15 protein-coding genes are annotated in these 16,098 nt (G+C 69.0%); 14 read left to right on the top strand and 1 reads right to left on the bottom strand.

Annotated features, from left to right (window positions below):
• The first annotated feature begins 1 nt into the window (after position 1).
• The 8 genes from JHN45_RS32395 to JHN45_RS32360 all read left to right on the top strand — a co-directional run bounded on the left by JHN45_RS32395 (position 2) and on the right by JHN45_RS32360 (position 8,675).
• Entirely contained in the window at positions 2 to 172 is a 171-nt protein-coding gene (locus JHN45_RS32395; protein ID WP_201052391.1) for a hypothetical protein, read from the top strand.
• 278 nt (positions 173 to 450) lie between these two features.
• On the top strand, positions 451 to 1,638 hold the full coding sequence (locus tag JHN45_RS32390) for a phosphotransferase (protein WP_201052389.1): 1,188 nt from the start codon (positions 451 to 453) through the stop codon (positions 1,636 to 1,638).
• The gene (locus tag JHN45_RS32385) at positions 1,635 to 2,549 is read left to right on the top strand and encodes a lactate dehydrogenase (RefSeq protein ID WP_201052381.1); all 915 of its coding nucleotides are present in this window, start codon (positions 1,635 to 1,637) and stop codon (positions 2,547 to 2,549) included. Before JHN45_RS32390 ends, JHN45_RS32385 begins: the two co-directional genes overlap by 4 nt.
• Positions 2,540 to 3,670: a hypothetical protein gene (locus JHN45_RS32380; RefSeq protein WP_201052379.1), complete on the top strand. Its 1,131-nt coding sequence runs from the start codon at positions 2,540 to 2,542 to the stop codon at positions 3,668 to 3,670. Before JHN45_RS32385 ends, JHN45_RS32380 begins: the two co-directional genes overlap by 10 nt.
• Positions 3,671 to 3,767: 97 nt before the next feature.
• Entirely contained in the window at positions 3,768 to 4,685 is a 918-nt protein-coding gene (locus JHN45_RS32375; RefSeq protein WP_201052377.1) for a radical SAM protein, read from the top strand.
• A gap of 12 nt (positions 4,686 to 4,697) precedes the next feature.
• On the top strand, positions 4,698 to 5,831 hold the full coding sequence (locus JHN45_RS32370) for a protein-L-isoaspartate(D-aspartate) O-methyltransferase (RefSeq protein ID WP_201052375.1): 1,134 nt from the start codon (positions 4,698 to 4,700) through the stop codon (positions 5,829 to 5,831).
• A 182-nt stretch (positions 5,832 to 6,013) separates the two neighbouring features.
• A complete protein-coding gene (locus JHN45_RS32365; protein WP_201052374.1) occupies positions 6,014 to 8,293 on the top strand; it encodes a type IV secretory system conjugative DNA transfer family protein in 2,280 nt (759 codons plus the stop codon).
• Positions 8,286 to 8,675, top strand: coding sequence for a hypothetical protein (locus tag JHN45_RS32360; protein ID WP_201052372.1), 390 nt, complete (start codon positions 8,286 to 8,288; stop codon positions 8,673 to 8,675). The genes JHN45_RS32365 and JHN45_RS32360 overlap by 8 nt, the downstream gene beginning before the upstream one ends.
• A 33-nt stretch (positions 8,676 to 8,708) precedes the next feature.
• On the opposite strand, the gene JHN45_RS32355 is transcribed toward JHN45_RS32360, so the two are convergent.
• Entirely contained in the window at positions 8,709 to 9,140 is a 432-nt protein-coding gene (locus JHN45_RS32355; protein ID WP_201052370.1) for a helix-turn-helix transcriptional regulator, read from the bottom strand.
• Between the two features lie 367 nt (positions 9,141 to 9,507).
• Between JHN45_RS32355 and JHN45_RS32350 the strand changes: the two genes are divergently transcribed.
• The 6 genes from JHN45_RS32350 to JHN45_RS32325 all read left to right on the top strand — a co-directional run.
• Positions 9,508 to 10,458: a conjugal transfer protein gene (locus tag JHN45_RS32350; RefSeq protein ID WP_201052368.1), complete on the top strand. Its 951-nt coding sequence runs from the start codon at positions 9,508 to 9,510 to the stop codon at positions 10,456 to 10,458.
• 83 nt (positions 10,459 to 10,541) lie between these two features.
• A complete protein-coding gene (locus tag JHN45_RS32345; protein WP_236584346.1) occupies positions 10,542 to 10,904 on the top strand; it encodes a hypothetical protein in 363 nt (120 codons plus the stop codon).
• Positions 10,904 to 11,464, top strand: coding sequence for a hypothetical protein (locus JHN45_RS32340; RefSeq protein ID WP_201052366.1), 561 nt, complete (start codon positions 10,904 to 10,906; stop codon positions 11,462 to 11,464). Before JHN45_RS32345 ends, JHN45_RS32340 begins: the two co-directional genes overlap by 1 nt.
• A complete protein-coding gene (locus tag JHN45_RS54480; RefSeq protein WP_201052364.1) occupies positions 11,461 to 14,004 on the top strand; it encodes an ATP-binding protein in 2,544 nt (847 codons plus the stop codon). Before JHN45_RS32340 ends, JHN45_RS54480 begins: the two co-directional genes overlap by 4 nt.
• On the top strand, positions 14,001 to 14,621 hold the full coding sequence (locus tag JHN45_RS32330) for a hypothetical protein (protein WP_201052361.1): 621 nt from the start codon (positions 14,001 to 14,003) through the stop codon (positions 14,619 to 14,621). The genes JHN45_RS54480 and JHN45_RS32330 overlap by 4 nt, the downstream gene beginning before the upstream one ends.
• 2 nt (positions 14,622 to 14,623) lie before the next feature.
• A partial coding sequence (locus tag JHN45_RS32325; RefSeq protein ID WP_374195653.1) for a hypothetical protein occupies positions 14,624 to 16,098 on the top strand: 1,475 nt, incomplete at its 3' end.

The raw sequence follows: 16,098 nt of genomic DNA, 5'->3' as shown, positions 1-16,098 counted from the left end.
CGTGATGCCCCTCGACGGCTTAGACAAGGTGCTGGAAGCGCTGGAGGGGGCCGCCCGGCCGCCGCGCCGGCGGCGGACCCGGATCGGCTGGCGGCAGGTGACCGCCCAGCTCCTGTTCGTCGTCGCGGTCGCGGCCTTCGTCGCCGCGGTGCTCGCCTACGGCCACACCTGATCTCCGGCGGCCGGGCGGTGTGCGTGACGGTCCCGCCCGGCCGCCGGTCCAAGCTCTGTCCCGTCCCGAGGCCCCAATCCACGCCCGGCCCCTGCGCGTTAATGGCCAGGCAAGACCGGCCGCGCGGGGACGCCCCCGTCGCCTCCGGGCCACTGGCCGCCCGCCCTGTTCCCTTCTCCCCTCGGGGCGGGCGGCCACACGAAGTCCCCGGCCGGGGCGTCTGGTTGCTCCACCCGCCCCGGCCGGGCCTTGCTCCCGCTGATCGCCGAGGAGGCACCTTGAACGGCACCGCCTTACCGCAGCCCGCCGACCTGTTCGCGCTCAGCACCGACCGGATACACCGCGCCGCAGCCGACCTGTGGCCTGACGAACCGCTGGCCCTGGGCGATCACGTCCCCTCGGTCACTGGCTATGTGCACCGCGCCCGAGTCGGCGGCCGGGATGTGTTCGCGAAGGACTCCATCCTTGGCCTGTCCCTCGTCTCCGTGCTGCGTGGCCTCGCGGGGGACCGGGACAGGGTCCGTGCGGCGCAGGCCGCCTACGCCACCTCACCCGCCTCTCTGCTCGCGCGGGAAGCCGCACAGTTGCGCACCCTGGACGCGGCCGGGGTGCGGGTCGCCCGATGTGCCGGCTACGCGGCCGGGGTGCTGTTTACCGAGCCCGTCACCGGCCCGTCCCTCGCCGATCTGATCGCCAAGGAACCGGCCCGGACGGGGGACTTGCTCAGCGTGGCCGTGACCGGCCTTCAAGGCCTTCAGCACCCGCAGGTGGCCGCCCAGGTCGACGCTGCGCCGATCCCGGAGCGGAGCATCGACAGCACGTTCCGCCGGAAGTTCAACGGCGTATCCGGCCGCCTCTACATCGCACGCCTCGGCCTTGACCGGTTGGACGAGCGCACCCGTCAGGGCGTCGCTGCCGTGGTCGGCGCGGTCGTCGCCCGGTTGCTGAAACTCCGTCTCGCCCCGCCGATCAGTCCGACCGTGATCGTCTATGGCGATCTGAAGCCGGAACATGTCCTGTTCCCCGACGGGCCGGACGAACAGCCGGTGTTCATCGATCCGGGCCTAGCCCGCGGGCCCGTCCACCACGACGCCGCAAAGCTGGTCTCCCGCACGTTCCTCGCGCTGATCGCTGCCCCGCCCGTGGACGCCCCGGCGTCCGCCGTGGTGGACGGGATCGCCGCGTTCGTGGCCGAGCAGACCCGCCCGTTGCGCGGCGCCCTGCGCGGCCTGTGGCTGCGGCGTCTGCTCGTGACGTGGCTGATGGACACGGTCAACATCCTGTCCACCTATCTCACCGCCCCGGCCTCCCTGCCGCTGCCCGAGCACGCCCAAGCTGTTGTCGACCAGACCGAGGCGTTGTGCACGCTCCTGGACCAGGTCAGCGCCCAGCTTGCGGCCTCGACCGATCCGGATGCGGCGTGGCGGCTCGCGCTGCGCGCCGTGGTGAAGGCGGCGGCCCGGTGACCGGCCGCACGGTGGGCATCGTCGGCGCCGGCGCCGTCGGTCAGACCGTCGCCGCGCTCCTCGTCGGCGAACCCTGGTGCGATCGGCTGCTGATCGCCTCCCGCACCGCCGAAAGTGCCGCCGGACTGGTCACCGATCTGGATGACATGGCCAACCTCGCCCGCACCGGCACTCAGGCGCGCGCCTGCGCGGGCGTTGCCGAGCTGGACCAGGCGGACGCGCTGGTGATCTGTCCCCGCGCCACGTTCACCAACACGGCTACCCGCAACGTGCGCATGGCCGGACTCGCCGCGAACGCCCCGCTGATCGCGGAACTCGCCCGCTCCTTCAGCGGCTACAGCGGGCCCGTGGTGATGGTCACCAACCCTGTTGATGTCCTGTCCCGGTTGTTCGCGGCCGTCAGCGGCGCGGCCGTGTACGGGATCGGCTCGGCGATTGACACCGCCCGCTACCGCGCCGCGCTCGCCGCCCACCATCGGGTGCCGGTCGAAGCGGTGAACGGGTTCGTGATCGGCGAGCACGGAGACGGCGCGGTCATCTGCGCCTCAACCACCACCATCCACGGCGCCCCGTGCACCGTGCCCCTCGACTTCGTGCGCGCCGAACTCGCCGGGCGCCCTCGCCGGATCAACGCCGGGATCGGACGCACCCGGCACGGCCCGGCCGCCGCCGTCCTGTCCGCCCTGCGCAAGCTCCTGGACCAGGAGGACGGCACCGATGCCCTGTCCGTTAACCGCGCGGGCGTGTGGCTCGGAATCCGGTTGCACATCCGCGCCGGTCAGCCGACTGTTCAGCCCCCGGAGCTGGACGCGCACGAGACAGCGGACCTGCTCACGGCCCGCACGAAACTCGAAGCCACCTACCAAACGATCATCCATCACGAGCAGCAAGGAGCCCCCACGTGCCCCTGACCGCAACCCGTATCGCGGCGGACACCGCGACCGTCACGGTCGCCAGCCTCACCCCGGCCGTGGCCGACTGGTCGCGCCGGTACTTCGGCCCCTGGTGGAACGCCGGAACCATCGACGCCCCGGCCCCGGACCGCATCGCCGATAGCGGCGGCCTGGTCCTCGCCGACACCGACCCCGGCCGCGTGGACGACATTGCCACCCTGGTCCGCGACTACGGCCACGACGAGACCGTTTACGCCAACGCCCGCACCCTCGTTGCCCGCCACGACGGGATCACGTACGCGGTGCAGCCGGATGAGCGGATCGGCTACCAGGCCAACGGCCGCCGCCTGGTCATCGTCGGCGACGAGCCCGAGCCGGTAGCGGTGGCCGCCGCCCGCCTGGCCCGCGAACTCGTGCGCGGCCAGCTCCTCGCCGAGGGCTGGACCGTGCTGCACGCCTCCGCCGCCACCCAGAACGGGGACGCGGTCCTGACCCTGGGCGACAAGGGCGCGGGCAAGACCACCAGCGCCCTCCTCCTCGCCCGCGCCGGATGGGGACTGCTGGCCAACGACCGCGTGTTCGTCCGACCCGAGCCGGACGGCCGGGTGCGGGTGCTGCCGTGGCCGTCCGCCGCCGCGCTCGGCCTCGGCCTACTCGATGCGACCGGCCTGTACGACCAGGTACGCGAAAAGGTGCTCGCCGGCGGACAGCTCCACCCCACCCAGCACCCCACCGTCACCCAGGCCCTCATGGACGGCCGCCGCGAACCCCTGTGGAAGGACACCGGCAAGGAACTGAAGCCCCAGTTCTTCCCCGACCAACTCTCCACGTGGCTCGGCCTCACCCTCAGCATCAGCGCGAACGTGGCCGGGCTGCTCTTCCCCACCATGGACCCGGGGGCGACACCGGCCCCCGTCGGCAGCGACCGGCGGCTGACCGAGGCGGACATCTTCGATGACAAGACCGAGGACCGTTACCCCGACATCTTCGGCCTGACCCCCACCACCACGACCGGCACCGAGGCTCTGACCGAGCACCTGGCCCGGCTGCCGCGCCGCTCGCTGGTCCTCAGCCACGACACCGACGCCTCCGCGGCGCTTCTGGCCAAGACCGCCGAGGAGCTGACGGCCAGCCACTGACGCCGTCACACGGCGCCCCACAAGCCCCCGGCCGCGCTCTTCCCGTGAGGGGCGCGGCCGGGCACCGTTGCACGACGACCCGAAGGGAAACAGGTCCATGACGATCACTCCCGAGGCACCCGCAACACCCGTAGTTCCCACGTTCCTTGAGCTGGAGATCACGCAGAAGTGTCAGCTCACCTGCCCGTCCCTGTGCTACGCGAAGGCGGGACCCACGAAGGGTCACGGCACCATGACCGGCGACGACTGGAAGACGGTCATCAGCGACGCCGCCGCGCTCGGCGTCGAAAAGGTCCAGTTCATCGGAGGGGAAGCCACCCAGCACCCCGACTTCGCCGAACTCCTCCGGTACGCCCTGGCCGTGGGGCTCGGCGTCCAGGTCTACAGCAACTTGTACCGGGTTCCGCTCACGCTGTGGGAGCTGTTCGAGCACCCGCGTGTGAGCCTGGCGACGTCGTACTACTCGGATGTGCCCGCCGACCACGAGCGGGTGACCGGCCGCAAGGGCTCCCACGCTGCGACCCGCGCGAACATCATCGAGGCCCTGCGGCGGGGCATCCACGTGCAGGTGGGCATCGTCGCCGTGCACGAGGGACAGCGCGTCGACCAGGCGCGCGCCGACCTCGAAACGCTCGGCGTAACCGCCATCAACACCGACCGGGTTCGCGGTGTCGGCAACGCCGCGAAGGTGGTGATCCCGTCCGTGTCGGAGCTGTGCGGGAACTGCACCCGGGGACGGGCGGCGGTCATGCCGGACGGGCAGGTCACCCCGTGCGTGCTGGGCCGGTTCCTCCCGGCGGGGAACGTGCGCGTTGAGGGGCTGGCGGCCGTGTTCGCCGGGGACAGGTGGGCGCAGGTGGCGGCGATGATCCCGCCCCGCACTCGGCGCGGCTGTACCCCGGACGAGGACTCGTGCATGCCTTCACCCGGGGCGAATCCGCTGGGAGCGTGCACCCCGGCGGACTCGAACGACTGCGACCCGTCCAACACCGAAGCTTGTGACCCCGCCTACTAGGAGACGGCCCCTATGGATTGGGAGACGCACGCGCGGCGCCTGGCGGCCGATACGGTCCGGCCTGAGTCGCGCTGGTACGCACCCCTCGCCACCACACCCCGGCATCTGCTCGTGCCGCGCTGGTGGGAGAACGACGGCGGCCGATGGGTACTGCGGGACGGCGAGACGGACCCCGAGGCGTGGATGCGCGCGGCGTACGCGGACCGCACCCTTGTGACCCGGGTGGGGCCGTTGCACGCCGACCACGCCGAGCCCGGCACCATCGCCGAAGGACAGCCCACCTCGTCCAGCACCTTGCCGGGCCTGGTCGTCTCGATGTACCGGCACGCGATGATCGCCGACGGCTCGCGCGTGCTGGTGACCACGGGCACCGGATACGGAACCGCCCTCGTGTGCCGGCGGCTCGGCGACGAGCTGGTGACGAGCGTGGACGTGGACCCGAACTTGGTGACGACTGCCACGCAGCGGCTCGACGCCATCGGGCTGCACCCGCACACGGCCGTCTGCGACATCACCGGCCCCCTCCCCGGCGAGTACGACCGCATCGTGTCCACGGTGTCCGTGCGGCCCGTACCGGCCTCGTGGTTGGCCTCCCTCAAGCCTGGCGGTCGACTGGTCACCACGATCGCCGGAACCGGGCTGATCGTCACCGCGGACAAGACTGACGACGGCAGCGCGGTGGGCCGCATCGCATACGACGGTGCCGGGTTCATGCGCACCCGGCACGGCGACGACTACCCGCCCCGCCCGACAGACGACCTGTGGGAGAAGGTCAAAGACGCGGACGGCGAGGAGGTGACAGCATCCCGGTACCCGCTGCTGTACCCGCCGGACGCGTGGGACGTGTGGTCGATGCTCGAACTCGCCGTTCCCGGCATCGACTACCGCAAGGCCGACGAGGGGGACGCGCGGACGATGTGGATGCTGCACGCTGACGGCTCCTGGGCCCGCGCTCAGGCGTCCGGGTTCCTCGACGGTCCGACCGTCCACCAGGGCGGCCCCCGCCGCCTGTGGGGCGAACTGGAACGGGTCCGTAACCGGCTCAACCGCGAGGGCATGTTGCCGGTGTACGGGGCTCCGGTACGGATCACCCCGGACGGCACGCTGACCATCTCGCGCGGTGCTTGGTCCGTGACCGTCGACTGACCGGCCTCGGGGAGCTCGCTCTCGATGCCCCCCGTCGCTACCCCCGACCCATCGCCGTCCGCGCGCCCGGCCCCAGGGGCCGGGCGCGCTTGCCTGTGGGAAACCCGGCCGCGTCGTGTCAGAGCTGTGCGCGAGGATCAAGGGGCACCCCTCGTCGGGCGTGCGGACAGAAAGGGGGAACAGTGGAAGCCCTTCCGGACCTCCCGGACCTCGTGGACGGGCTCCCGGGCGGCGGATTCAGCCTCGGCGGCCTCGCCCTCGGCGCCCTGGTCGTGGTCGCGGTCCTGGCCAACCAGGGCACGCCCGCGGACCGTAAGGAGTTCAACCGCAGCATTGAACGGTTCTTCGGCTCACTGGCCGCGGGCATCGGCCGGTACGTCGGCGGGCGCGAGCTCGTCGCCGAGCCGCGCAGCGAGGCCACGTGGTGGCATGCCGGCGCCCCGCTGCCGGACGACCAGGCCACCGAGACGCCCGTCGACCAGCTCGGCAAAGACGACCGCCTCAACAGCTTCGGTGTCTCCCTCGACAAGCCCGACCGGCCCCGCAGCGTTGCCCGCGCCGTACTCGCCCCCGTCCGGGCCCTGTTCGGCGCCGTGGCGGGTTTGTGGCGCGTCCTGCGTCTCTGGCACCGATGGCCGTACGGCGCGCGTGCAGCGGTCCGCCTGGCGCCTCTGCCGATCGCGTGGGGCCTTTGGCGCTACCCCGGCGAGACTCAACTCGCCCTTATCGCAGTCGCCGTGACGGCGTATCTGGCAGCGTTCACCGGACCCTCGGGGCTCGGGTTGTGGCGCGTACAGCCGGTGTGGACAGATAGACAAATCTACGGTCCCGGCGTGTGGGCGGCCGTCCGGCAAGTCCTCCGAATGGAGGACAGGGAACGTCGGGCGAGATGGCTGTCGATCCCTGACGACATGACCGCCGACGGCGCCGAAATCATCCTCCGCCTGCCCGTGAGTTGGGTGGGCGGCCCCGAAGGTGTTTCCGCGATTGAGCGGGTTATCGAGCAGCGCGTACCCGGTGAATGGGTGCCGGAGTGGAAGCGGACCGGAAAAGAGCATTACGTCCGGTGGACGCCCAAGCCCAAGCCCGTGCCCAAGCCCGTCCTCCCTGACTTTGTCCCCTGGAAGTCGACAGGTGATCCCCGCCGTGTCTTCGTCGGCCTCGCCATCGAGGGTGACCGGATCGTCGAAGCGGAGGTTCGAACCAGCACCGCCACGCCGCATTGGGGCGTAGCCGGTTCCACAGGCTCCGGTAAGTCCACGGTCCTTTACATTCCGGTGATCCACGGCCGCCAGTATGGCGAGCTTATCGACATCCTCGACACCAAAAGAAATTCTCTCGCCGAGGCCGAGGGATTCTCTGGCGTACGGATTCACAAAACTGTGCGCGAATGTGTCGCGGCGTTCGCTGAGTTCCTCACTTCCATGATGGCGGCCGAAGCTGCCGTTGGAAGGGGGGCCGATCCGGCGCTTCGTTCCCAACTCGTTCCCCGGATTCTTGTCGTTGACGAACTTCCGACCTTGATCAAGTTCGCTTATACGTGGTGGCGCTACGGTCTCAAAGGAAAGGGAACCCCGCCTTTCCTTGACTGGCTATCAATCATTCTGCTGCAAGGCCGCTCCTCAAACCATCGCGTCGTGGTCGGGACGCAGCAATTCGCCAACACCTATTTCGGTGGCACGATGGAGCGTGCACAGATCGGAACAAAAATCGCTGTCGGCCAGCAGGATCGTATTTCGTGGAGTGTCGCATTCGGCCAGAGCACGCCCGTTATTCCATACGATACTGAGATCGCGGGACGTGGCGCCTACTCGGACCAGCGGAAAGACCCGGAGGCGGATTACGTCTACGTCCGAGAGATTCAGCCCTCATACATCACACCGCAGGTTCGGGAACTCCTCGCCCAGTGCGCACCGGCACCGGAGTGGTTCGACGCCGGGCATATGGCGCCCTGGATCACCCCCGAGCTCCTGGACGAGGTGAATGCCACCGCGGCCACGGCCGCGTTCCTTCCCGGCGGCAAGTACGGCCCGGCCAGCCTCCCCGCTGTCGTGCTCACGGGAGCACTGGGGATCACAGGGAGTACGCCCAGCTCACAGCACACGACAGCAGTCCTCACGACAGCCGACGCGACAGGGGGCACGACAGGTGCCGGCGGCGGGCTGGAGCTCGCCAAGGTCGAGGACCAGGAGGAGGAGCTCCCCGAGACGTACAGCCTCGCCGACGCGTTCCAACTCGGCATTCTCCCGTGGAAGGCATCGACCACTCGAACCTATTTCAAGCGCGGCGAAGCACGCGGAATCAAGGCTCCCGAAGGCGTGAGCGACGGCCAGACCTCCTATTACAGCGAGGAGGAACTCAAGTCGTGGCATGCGGAATGGGTGGCATGGCAGGAGAAGAACAACACCACCCCTCGCAAGAACGCAGGGGACAAGGAAGACGAGGGGGCGCCGAGTGCCTGAAAAGGCCGCCGGTCAAGAGATCGCACGTGACTATCTCACCCGAGGGGGGAACGACCTCGAAAGCGGGAGCCGGGCGTTCCTCTCCATTGATCTGGTTCACGGACGTATGCGCGCATACTCCGGCGACGAGTACGCCGAGACCGCGCCCGCTCTCGTCGGCTCGGGCTGGCACATGAGATGGTCTATCCCGCCTGTCGACAACGACCGGGCAAACCAACTCCTGAACGATGTTGCCGATTCAGCGGCAAACCTCTTCGGGAAGTCGGCCATACGCGAGGAACCTCTCGGCGTCATTCTGTACGGAGGTGCCGGAACATCCGTCGACCTCATTAACCGGCGATGCGCCGATCTCTGGAAAGAGCATTACGAGGGGCTGAAGTAGGAACGTCCGGAAAGACTCCGGCGGGGGTACGGATCACGAACCCGTACCCCCGCCGCCGTTATTGCTCTCATCCCTCACCGGTAATCCCCGGATTATGTCCGGCGCGACGTCGTACCGCTCACTCAGGATAGGAACCCATCTTTCCGGTACCTCCTGGCGTCCGGTCTCGACGTCGCAATACGTCGAAGCGCACACTTTCAATAGGCGCGCGACGTCCCTTTGCAGCAGTCCCGCCGACGTACGCAGGCGACGAAGAATCGAAGAGTGGCCGGACTCGATAAGGTATCCAACCGGAACCCCGAAAACGCGGGCAAGGCGTTGCAGTCGGTTCGGTCGAGGAGGGCGGCCGGTCGTCTCCCAAGTGGAAACGGCACTGCGAGAACAACCCACCTGTACGGCCAATTCACCTTGTGTCCAGCCGCGTGAAAGTCGCAGCTTTCGCAGACGTCCCCGGCGTATGCGCACCCCTCTGTGTCTCCCGTTCGTTGTCGGTTCGGGGCGGCACTCTAGCGGCCCTTGATCATCGCCGCTGGGCACGTGTCACAGGTTGGGCACAGCATGCGCAGCTTGGTTACGAACTTCTTTGACGCTTTGATCACTCCCGACATAGGGTCGATCACCTGTGCGGGGAAAGTTGGTTGATTCTGGGGGAGGTTGCGCGGTGCCGTCGTTTGGGAGCGTCCTGCGGAAGATTGCGGGTCTGCCGGAACCAGCGAAGACCGGCGAGCCCGCGAAGGCGGGTGTCCCTCAGCAGAGCGAACCGGCCACCGGGCCCGCGAACCCGTGGGAGTCCGCAGGTAACCGACTGCGCCAACAACAGGCAGGCGCGACCGTGACCGCTCCGCCCTCGCCGCCGCCCGTGCGCGCCGCGAAGCCGGTCACGCCCTGGGTGCCGCAAGAGGAGAAGTCCGGCGCCGCGTTCGCCCGACGCTTCGGCCGCGGTCTGCTGTGGTTCGTCGTCGTGCTCGCGGCCATCACCGGAGTGCGGCAATGGTTCTTCCCCGCGAAGACGACGGCGCCCGCCCCCAAGGCGACCACGACCCAAGCCGCGGCCTACCCGGACGAGGAGGCGCAAGCCGTGGCCGCCCGGTTCGCCCGCGCGTACCTCACGTTCGACGAGGACCAGCCGGACGGGCGGGCGGAGCTCCTCGCCTCCGTCCTGCCGGCGGACTCCGACACCACCATGGGATGGGACGGCCACGGCAACCAGGCCGTGCTAGCCGTCCAGCCGGGAGCCGTGACCCACGGCAAACAGGAACAGGCCCGCGTACGGGTCGAGGTGCTGATCCGTCCCGAGACGGTCACCACCACCAAGGGGAAGAAGACCACCACCGAGGAGGCCGCCCGATGGGTCGGCCTCGACGTGCCCGTTGTCGAGACCTCCGGCCGGGTCATCGTCACCGGGGCCCCCGGCCTCGTCGGCATCCCGGCGCACGGCCCCAAGGCCCCCGACCTGTCGACGGCGCACGCCGACACGGAGCTGAGCACACAGACGCAAAGCGTCGTTGAGAAGTTCTTCGGGGCCTACGCCTCGGGCGACACGGACACCGTCACCGCCCCCGGCGCGAGCGTCCCGGCCCTGCCCTCCGGCATCACGTACAAGGATCTGTCGTCCTGGTCGGTCGATGACGGCAGTGGCAGCGACCGCACCGGGACCGCGGTCGTCTCCTGGACTCTCGGCGGGGCCACCGTCGAGCAGACCTACCGCGTCACCCTCACGCGCGTGTCGTCCAGCGACGCCGCGCGGTGGCAAGTCGCCGACGTTCACGGGGGCTCGCTGTGACCGTATGTCCCCAGCTCATAAAACATGAGCCGCTGTCATGCGCCCCGGTCAGCGCACCACTTCACCAAGGGGGAACCGAACCCGTGTTGCCATACCTCCGCCGCGCGGCCCCGGCCGCGCTGTCCGCCGTCAGAGTGCGACTCGCCCTGTGGGCGACGAGCGCCACCAGTCCGCACGCCTACCGGGCCGACGCCACAACCGGTGTCGTCCTCGCCGCAGGGCTCACCACCGGCGGCGAGTTGAAGGACTGGGTTCTCCTCGTCGCCGGGAACATCCTGACGGCGATCATCGCCGTCCGCGGCGTGGGCCACTTCATGAAAAAGGAATGGGGCGAGATGGTCACCATGGGCGTGGCGGCCGTCTTCGTCGGTGCCTACGTCTGGGCCCCCGACACCGTCCAAGACGTCTTGACGGGCATCTGGGGGAAGGTCTCGGGGTCCGCCTGATGCGAGTGGGTAACACGTACACCCAACATTTCGCGCTGGAGACGAAGCAACACGAGATTCTCGGTATCGACCTGGGGGAAGGGGCGCCGCGCCGCCCGCTCGTGATGGGCCTGGTCCTCAATGGCGTGTGGTGGGCGGTCATGCTGTTGGTCTTCGGCGCCCCGAGCAAGCCCTCGTTTACGGCCTACTTCCTGCCGCCGCTGATCGTCACCGTCTACGGCGCGCAGCGAGCATCCATCGACCGGCGATGGAAGATCACTCAATGGGCGATCGGCATCCGCTATCTCGTCCTCGGTCACCGGCCGATCGTCAGCGGCGGCCGACGCGCCGCCACCCGAAGCGAGTGGATGAACCGCCGCGCCCGGTGGGGGACCCGCCTCGAATTCCTCGTCGACTCGCCCCTCGGCGGGCCCATCGAGCGGTGGCTCGGTGATGAGGAGTCCATCCCGCAGGGTGCCGGCGCGCCGATCCGGCTCGCCGCCCGTCCCCGCCTCTTCGGGCCCGATGCCGTGGTCAAGGCGTACGGACGCAAGGCAATGGAACAAAGGGGGAAGTTGTGAAGGTGCTTCGCAGGCTCGGGAGTTTCGTCGGCGTGGGGAGCGACCGCTCGGCCGCCGCCCCCCAGTACGTCGCCCTGAGTGATGGACTCGTGGTCACTGACGACCACACCGAAGCGTGGTACGTCCTCGCCTCGTCCAACACCGACTTGATGAGCGAGACCGCCCGCGACGCCGAGCTCGACCAGGCCGATTCAGCGCTCGCGCGGATTCTGGTCGGCTACGAGTGCCACTTGCGGGTTCTGTGGTCCCCGCTGCACGCCGAGGACTACGCGGCCGAGGCTGAAGAGCTCTTCAACGCGGGGGCCTGGGACGAGTGGGCAAGCCTGCGCATCCGCCGCCTCGAACAGATCAGCCTGCCGACCCGTCACCTTCTGCTCGGTGTCCGGCTGACCGACCGGGCCGGGCAGGCTGCCAAGCTCAGCCGCAAGGGCATTCAAGAGGGACTCGGTCTCTCCTCGAACGTCACCTCGCGCGAACTCGCCCGCCTCGACGCGCAGATGCGCCGCCTTCACCGCCGCCTTGAGTCCTCCCCGTGGAAGGCGCAGCCCGCGAGCGTGGAAATGCTCGCGTGGATGATCTCCCGCGAACAGCACCGCGCCGCGCCGCTCCCGGCTGCGAATGCCGGAGTCATCAGCGGCGCCAAGGTGGCCGCCCTGACCCGCGGCAGGCTCCTGCCGTACCCGGACCACCTTCGGGTGGTCGACGCCCACGGCGACGTGGCGGCCTGGGTGTCGGTGCTCGCCATGCCCGGATTCCCCGAGCACCTCGAATCCCCCGGCAACGGCGAGTGGTTGAGAGTCCTCTCCGAGATCAACTATGTGCCGGACATAGACGACGAGGAGGAGCTCGACGAAGCGGCCGACCTCATCCTTCCCGTCAGCCCCGAGGCGAGCGTGAGATTCCGCGTGCAGCCCAAGCGGGAGGCGCGGAAGAAGGTCGACGACGTGAGGCGCTCGGCAAAGGAACAGCGACACAGCGCCGAGAAAGGCAGCGCCGAAGACCCCGGCGAGGACATCGAGGAGACCGAGAGCGCCATGTCCCGGCTCAAGCGGGATCTGACCCGCGAGGACATCACGCTTGTAGAAGATCACCCGCGGCTGATCGTCACGTCCGAGACCTCCCTCGACGACCTCCGGGCCCGGGTCGACGCCGTGGTCACCCACTTCGGTGGGATGGGGATCGAGGTCGTTGTCGCCGAGGACGAACAGCGTGAGATGTGGTTGGAGTGCCAGCCCGGCGACCAACTCCGTGTGCCCGACCTCGGCCACGTCCGCGACGTCACCGCCTTGTCCGGCTCCTGGTGGTGGGGCGGCGCCAAGGTCGGCGCCGACGAGGGCCCCATCGTCGGCTACCTCACCGGCAGCACCCCCGGCGTCTTCCGCCTGGACATCACCGCCGGCAGTGACCGCGGCGACGCGACGACAACAGCAATCGTCGGGCGAAGTGGCCGCGGCAAGACCACGGCGGCCATGCTCGCCATGCTCGACGCGGCACACCGCGGCGCGTTCGTCCTGGGGTTGGACTTCAAGGGCGACTTGGGCGGCGTCGTCTCGGCCGCGCAGCGCTACGGCCTCAACGCCCACTTGGTGGAGACCGGGCAGCGATTCGCCGGCACCGCGGACCTGTTCACCCTCCTGGCCGAGGAGGGTGTCGACGTCGCCCGCGGTGAAGTGCCCACACAGCTCAGCATGGCCACGCCCGAGTGGCTGCGCGAGCGGGGCGCCGAAATCCCGATCACGCGCGCGGTGAACGCGGTCATCAACGAGGGCCAGCCCGCCACCTGGAAGGTGATTGAGCACCTGCGGCGGATGGATGACGACCTCGGCCGCGAGACCGGCGAGGCCCTCTACGACTTAGCGCAGAACACTTTGGGCGCCCCGTTCATGGGCCGCCCGACCACCAGCGCCCCGCCGATCACACCCGAACCGGGGATCTGGGTCGTGCAGATGCCGGGCCTCTCCCTGCCCGGGCCCGGCTCGTCCCGCAAGGAGTGGAACCCCGCCGAGCGGCTGAGCGTCGCCCTCATGCACTCGATGCTCGCCTTCGGCATCACCACCGCGGGCCGCCGGGACCTGCGCGGCCTGCGCAAGGTCGTGACCGTGCCGGAGGTCCACGTCCTGACCCAAACCGAGCAGGGCGCGAAGTTCCTCGACTACATCGCCCGTGTGGGTAGGGCCCTGCACACCGCGCTCTTGCTCGACACGCAGGACCCGGAGAGCCTCGTTCGTCTCGTCGGCGTCCTCGAACAGCTCAGCACGGTTGCGGGATTCCAGTTGACCACCCCGGAGCAACAAGACGCGTTGGCGCAGCTCCTCGGACTACCCAAGGACGCGCACACGAGGGCGCTCATCCACTCGGTGGGCCTGTTGCCGGACGGCGAGATCAGGCACGGGCACTGCGTCATCCGGGACCACCGTTTCCGGTGCGCCACCGTGCAGTGGGACGTGCCCTCTCTCGAACTCCTCGACCTCCTCGACACCAGCCCGAAGGCGACGCAGCTCCCCGGCAACGGCCCCGTCATGGAAAAGGTGGACGTATGAACCGCAAGACGGCGACGGCCGCGGGCATCCTCGCCGTCGGCATCCTCGCCGTGGCCGGGTGCTCGTCCTCGTCGGACGACGGCGACACCAAGGGCAGCAGCGGGAAGAAGGACCCGACGGACGCCGTCCTCAAGGCCGCCAGCGCCTACCAGAAGGCCGCCAACGCCCTTGACTGGACTGCCGCTTGCCGCCTGAGTACCAAGGCCATGCGTGACGGCACGGTCGAGGAGTGCGCCGCGCGCAACACCCCGGACTCGACACCGACGGCCGCCGACTCGTCGAGCCCCTCGCCGTCGTACTCGCCGCCGACGTACGCCGACGGCTCCACGCCGAACACGATCGCGTCCAGCACGCCCAGCGGGCCCGACCGCGCCGACACCGGCCCCGTCAAGGTCTCGGACCTCGTCGAGGTCCCGGCCAGCGGCGCCCACCCGTCCGGGTACGGCGTCCTCGTCTCCTACACCGTCACGTGGCCCGGCAAGGAGTCGACCACGACCCGCCGCGCGCTGCGCCTGGTCGTCGAGCGCGGGACGTGGCTCGTCGACCAGCACGAAGACATTCAAGAGGGCGACGAAGGGCACGGCTCGCCGGTCCGCACCGCCCTTTCCGGGGGGTAAAAGTGCTCGTCTATCAGGTTCCGCGCCTGCGGAACGTGGTCATTCCGATTCTGTTCGCGCTCACCACCTTGATGGTGTGCGCCGGACACGCAAGCGCCGCAGACATTGACCCCGTCGGAATCGGCGACCTCATGCCGTCACCCGACAGCAGCATTCCCAAGGGGCAAGGGACCCTTTACGAGACCTACCAAAACCCGAACCTGTGGATGCTCGACTCAGATTTCGGTAAATGGGACATCCTCGACCCGATGGCCGAATTCGTCGCTGACATCACCATGGCGTTCATTGCCGTGATCGGTCAGGCGTGCGTCGTCATCGTCACGTGGATTTTCCAACTGACCACTATCCCGCCGCTCGAAAAAGCCATGTCCGACAGCATCGGCGGAGCCGCGAAGGGACTCACGGAGACCCTCCTCCCGAGCGCCCTCGCGGTGGGCGGCCTCGTCGCGTTCGTCCAGCACAAGCGCGGTGGCGGCGGCGGAGCCATGTCGCAAATCGCCTGGGTGGGCATCTCCGGCGTGGTGGCGGTCTCCCTCCTCACCAGCCCCTCGACCTGGATTTCCGGCGTCGACTCGGTGCGCCAAGTCGGAGCATCCGTCAGCCTGAACGCCACATCGCAGGGAATCGGCGACGGATCGGGAGACTTCCCGTTCAAGCTCGACCACGAGCCGAAATTCAGCGGCAACGGTCGAGACGACATGCTCCGCAAATCGTCTGACACCGTGTGGCGCGCCTACGTATCAACTCCCTGGTGTGTCGCGGAATTCGGAAGTTTCGAGGCGTGCAAGAAGTACGGGAAAGACCTCCTCGACCAGGGAGCGGACAAGGACAAGCGGAAAAAGTGGCTGCAAGAAAATGTCACAGACGAGTCGGTCGGCGACGCTAGTACGACCTGGCGTCAGGGACACAGCCCCGTCGGGCGAATCATGGTCACCGTCCCGTCGCTGATCTCCATCATTCTGTTCGCCGGTCTCGTCCTGGTCCTCGCCTTCACCAGCCTGGCGAGCCTCCTCGGCGCCTTGATGCTCCTGTTGACCGGCGTCATCTTCGCGTGCCTCTGGGTGATTCCCGGCCGCCCACGACAGTGGGGCCTGGCCTGGTTCGATCAACTCCTCGCGCGTTCCCTTGAGTCGACCATCGCGACCATGGTCCTCGGCGCGGTCCTGTCGTTGCAGGCCGCCACCATGCAGATCTTCGAGCAGTACGGTTGGCTGCCCTCCTCCGGCCTGTCGATCGCCGCGGCCGTCGTCGGCCTCAACTTCCGAGGCGTGATTGCGCAGATCTTCGGAGTCCGCGGCACCACCAACGGCATGGTTGCCGGCGCGATGTTGACCAAGCTCCTCAGCCGTGGCGGAGGCGGCGGCCGGGGCCGAGGCGGCTCCGGTATTCCTCGCCCGCCGATCTCCCTTCCCCGCCGCCGCCGCACTCCCGGCGGAGGAGGGGGAGGAGGGGGCGGCAACAACGGTCCCGCGCTCCC

It is taken from the genome of Streptomyces sp. MBT53, assembly GCF_016654115.1.
Taxonomy (GTDB): domain Bacteria; phylum Actinomycetota; class Actinomycetes; order Streptomycetales; family Streptomycetaceae; genus Streptomyces.
Note: the sequence above shows the minus strand (reverse complement) of the source record. Positions and strands in the feature narration are given on the sequence as shown.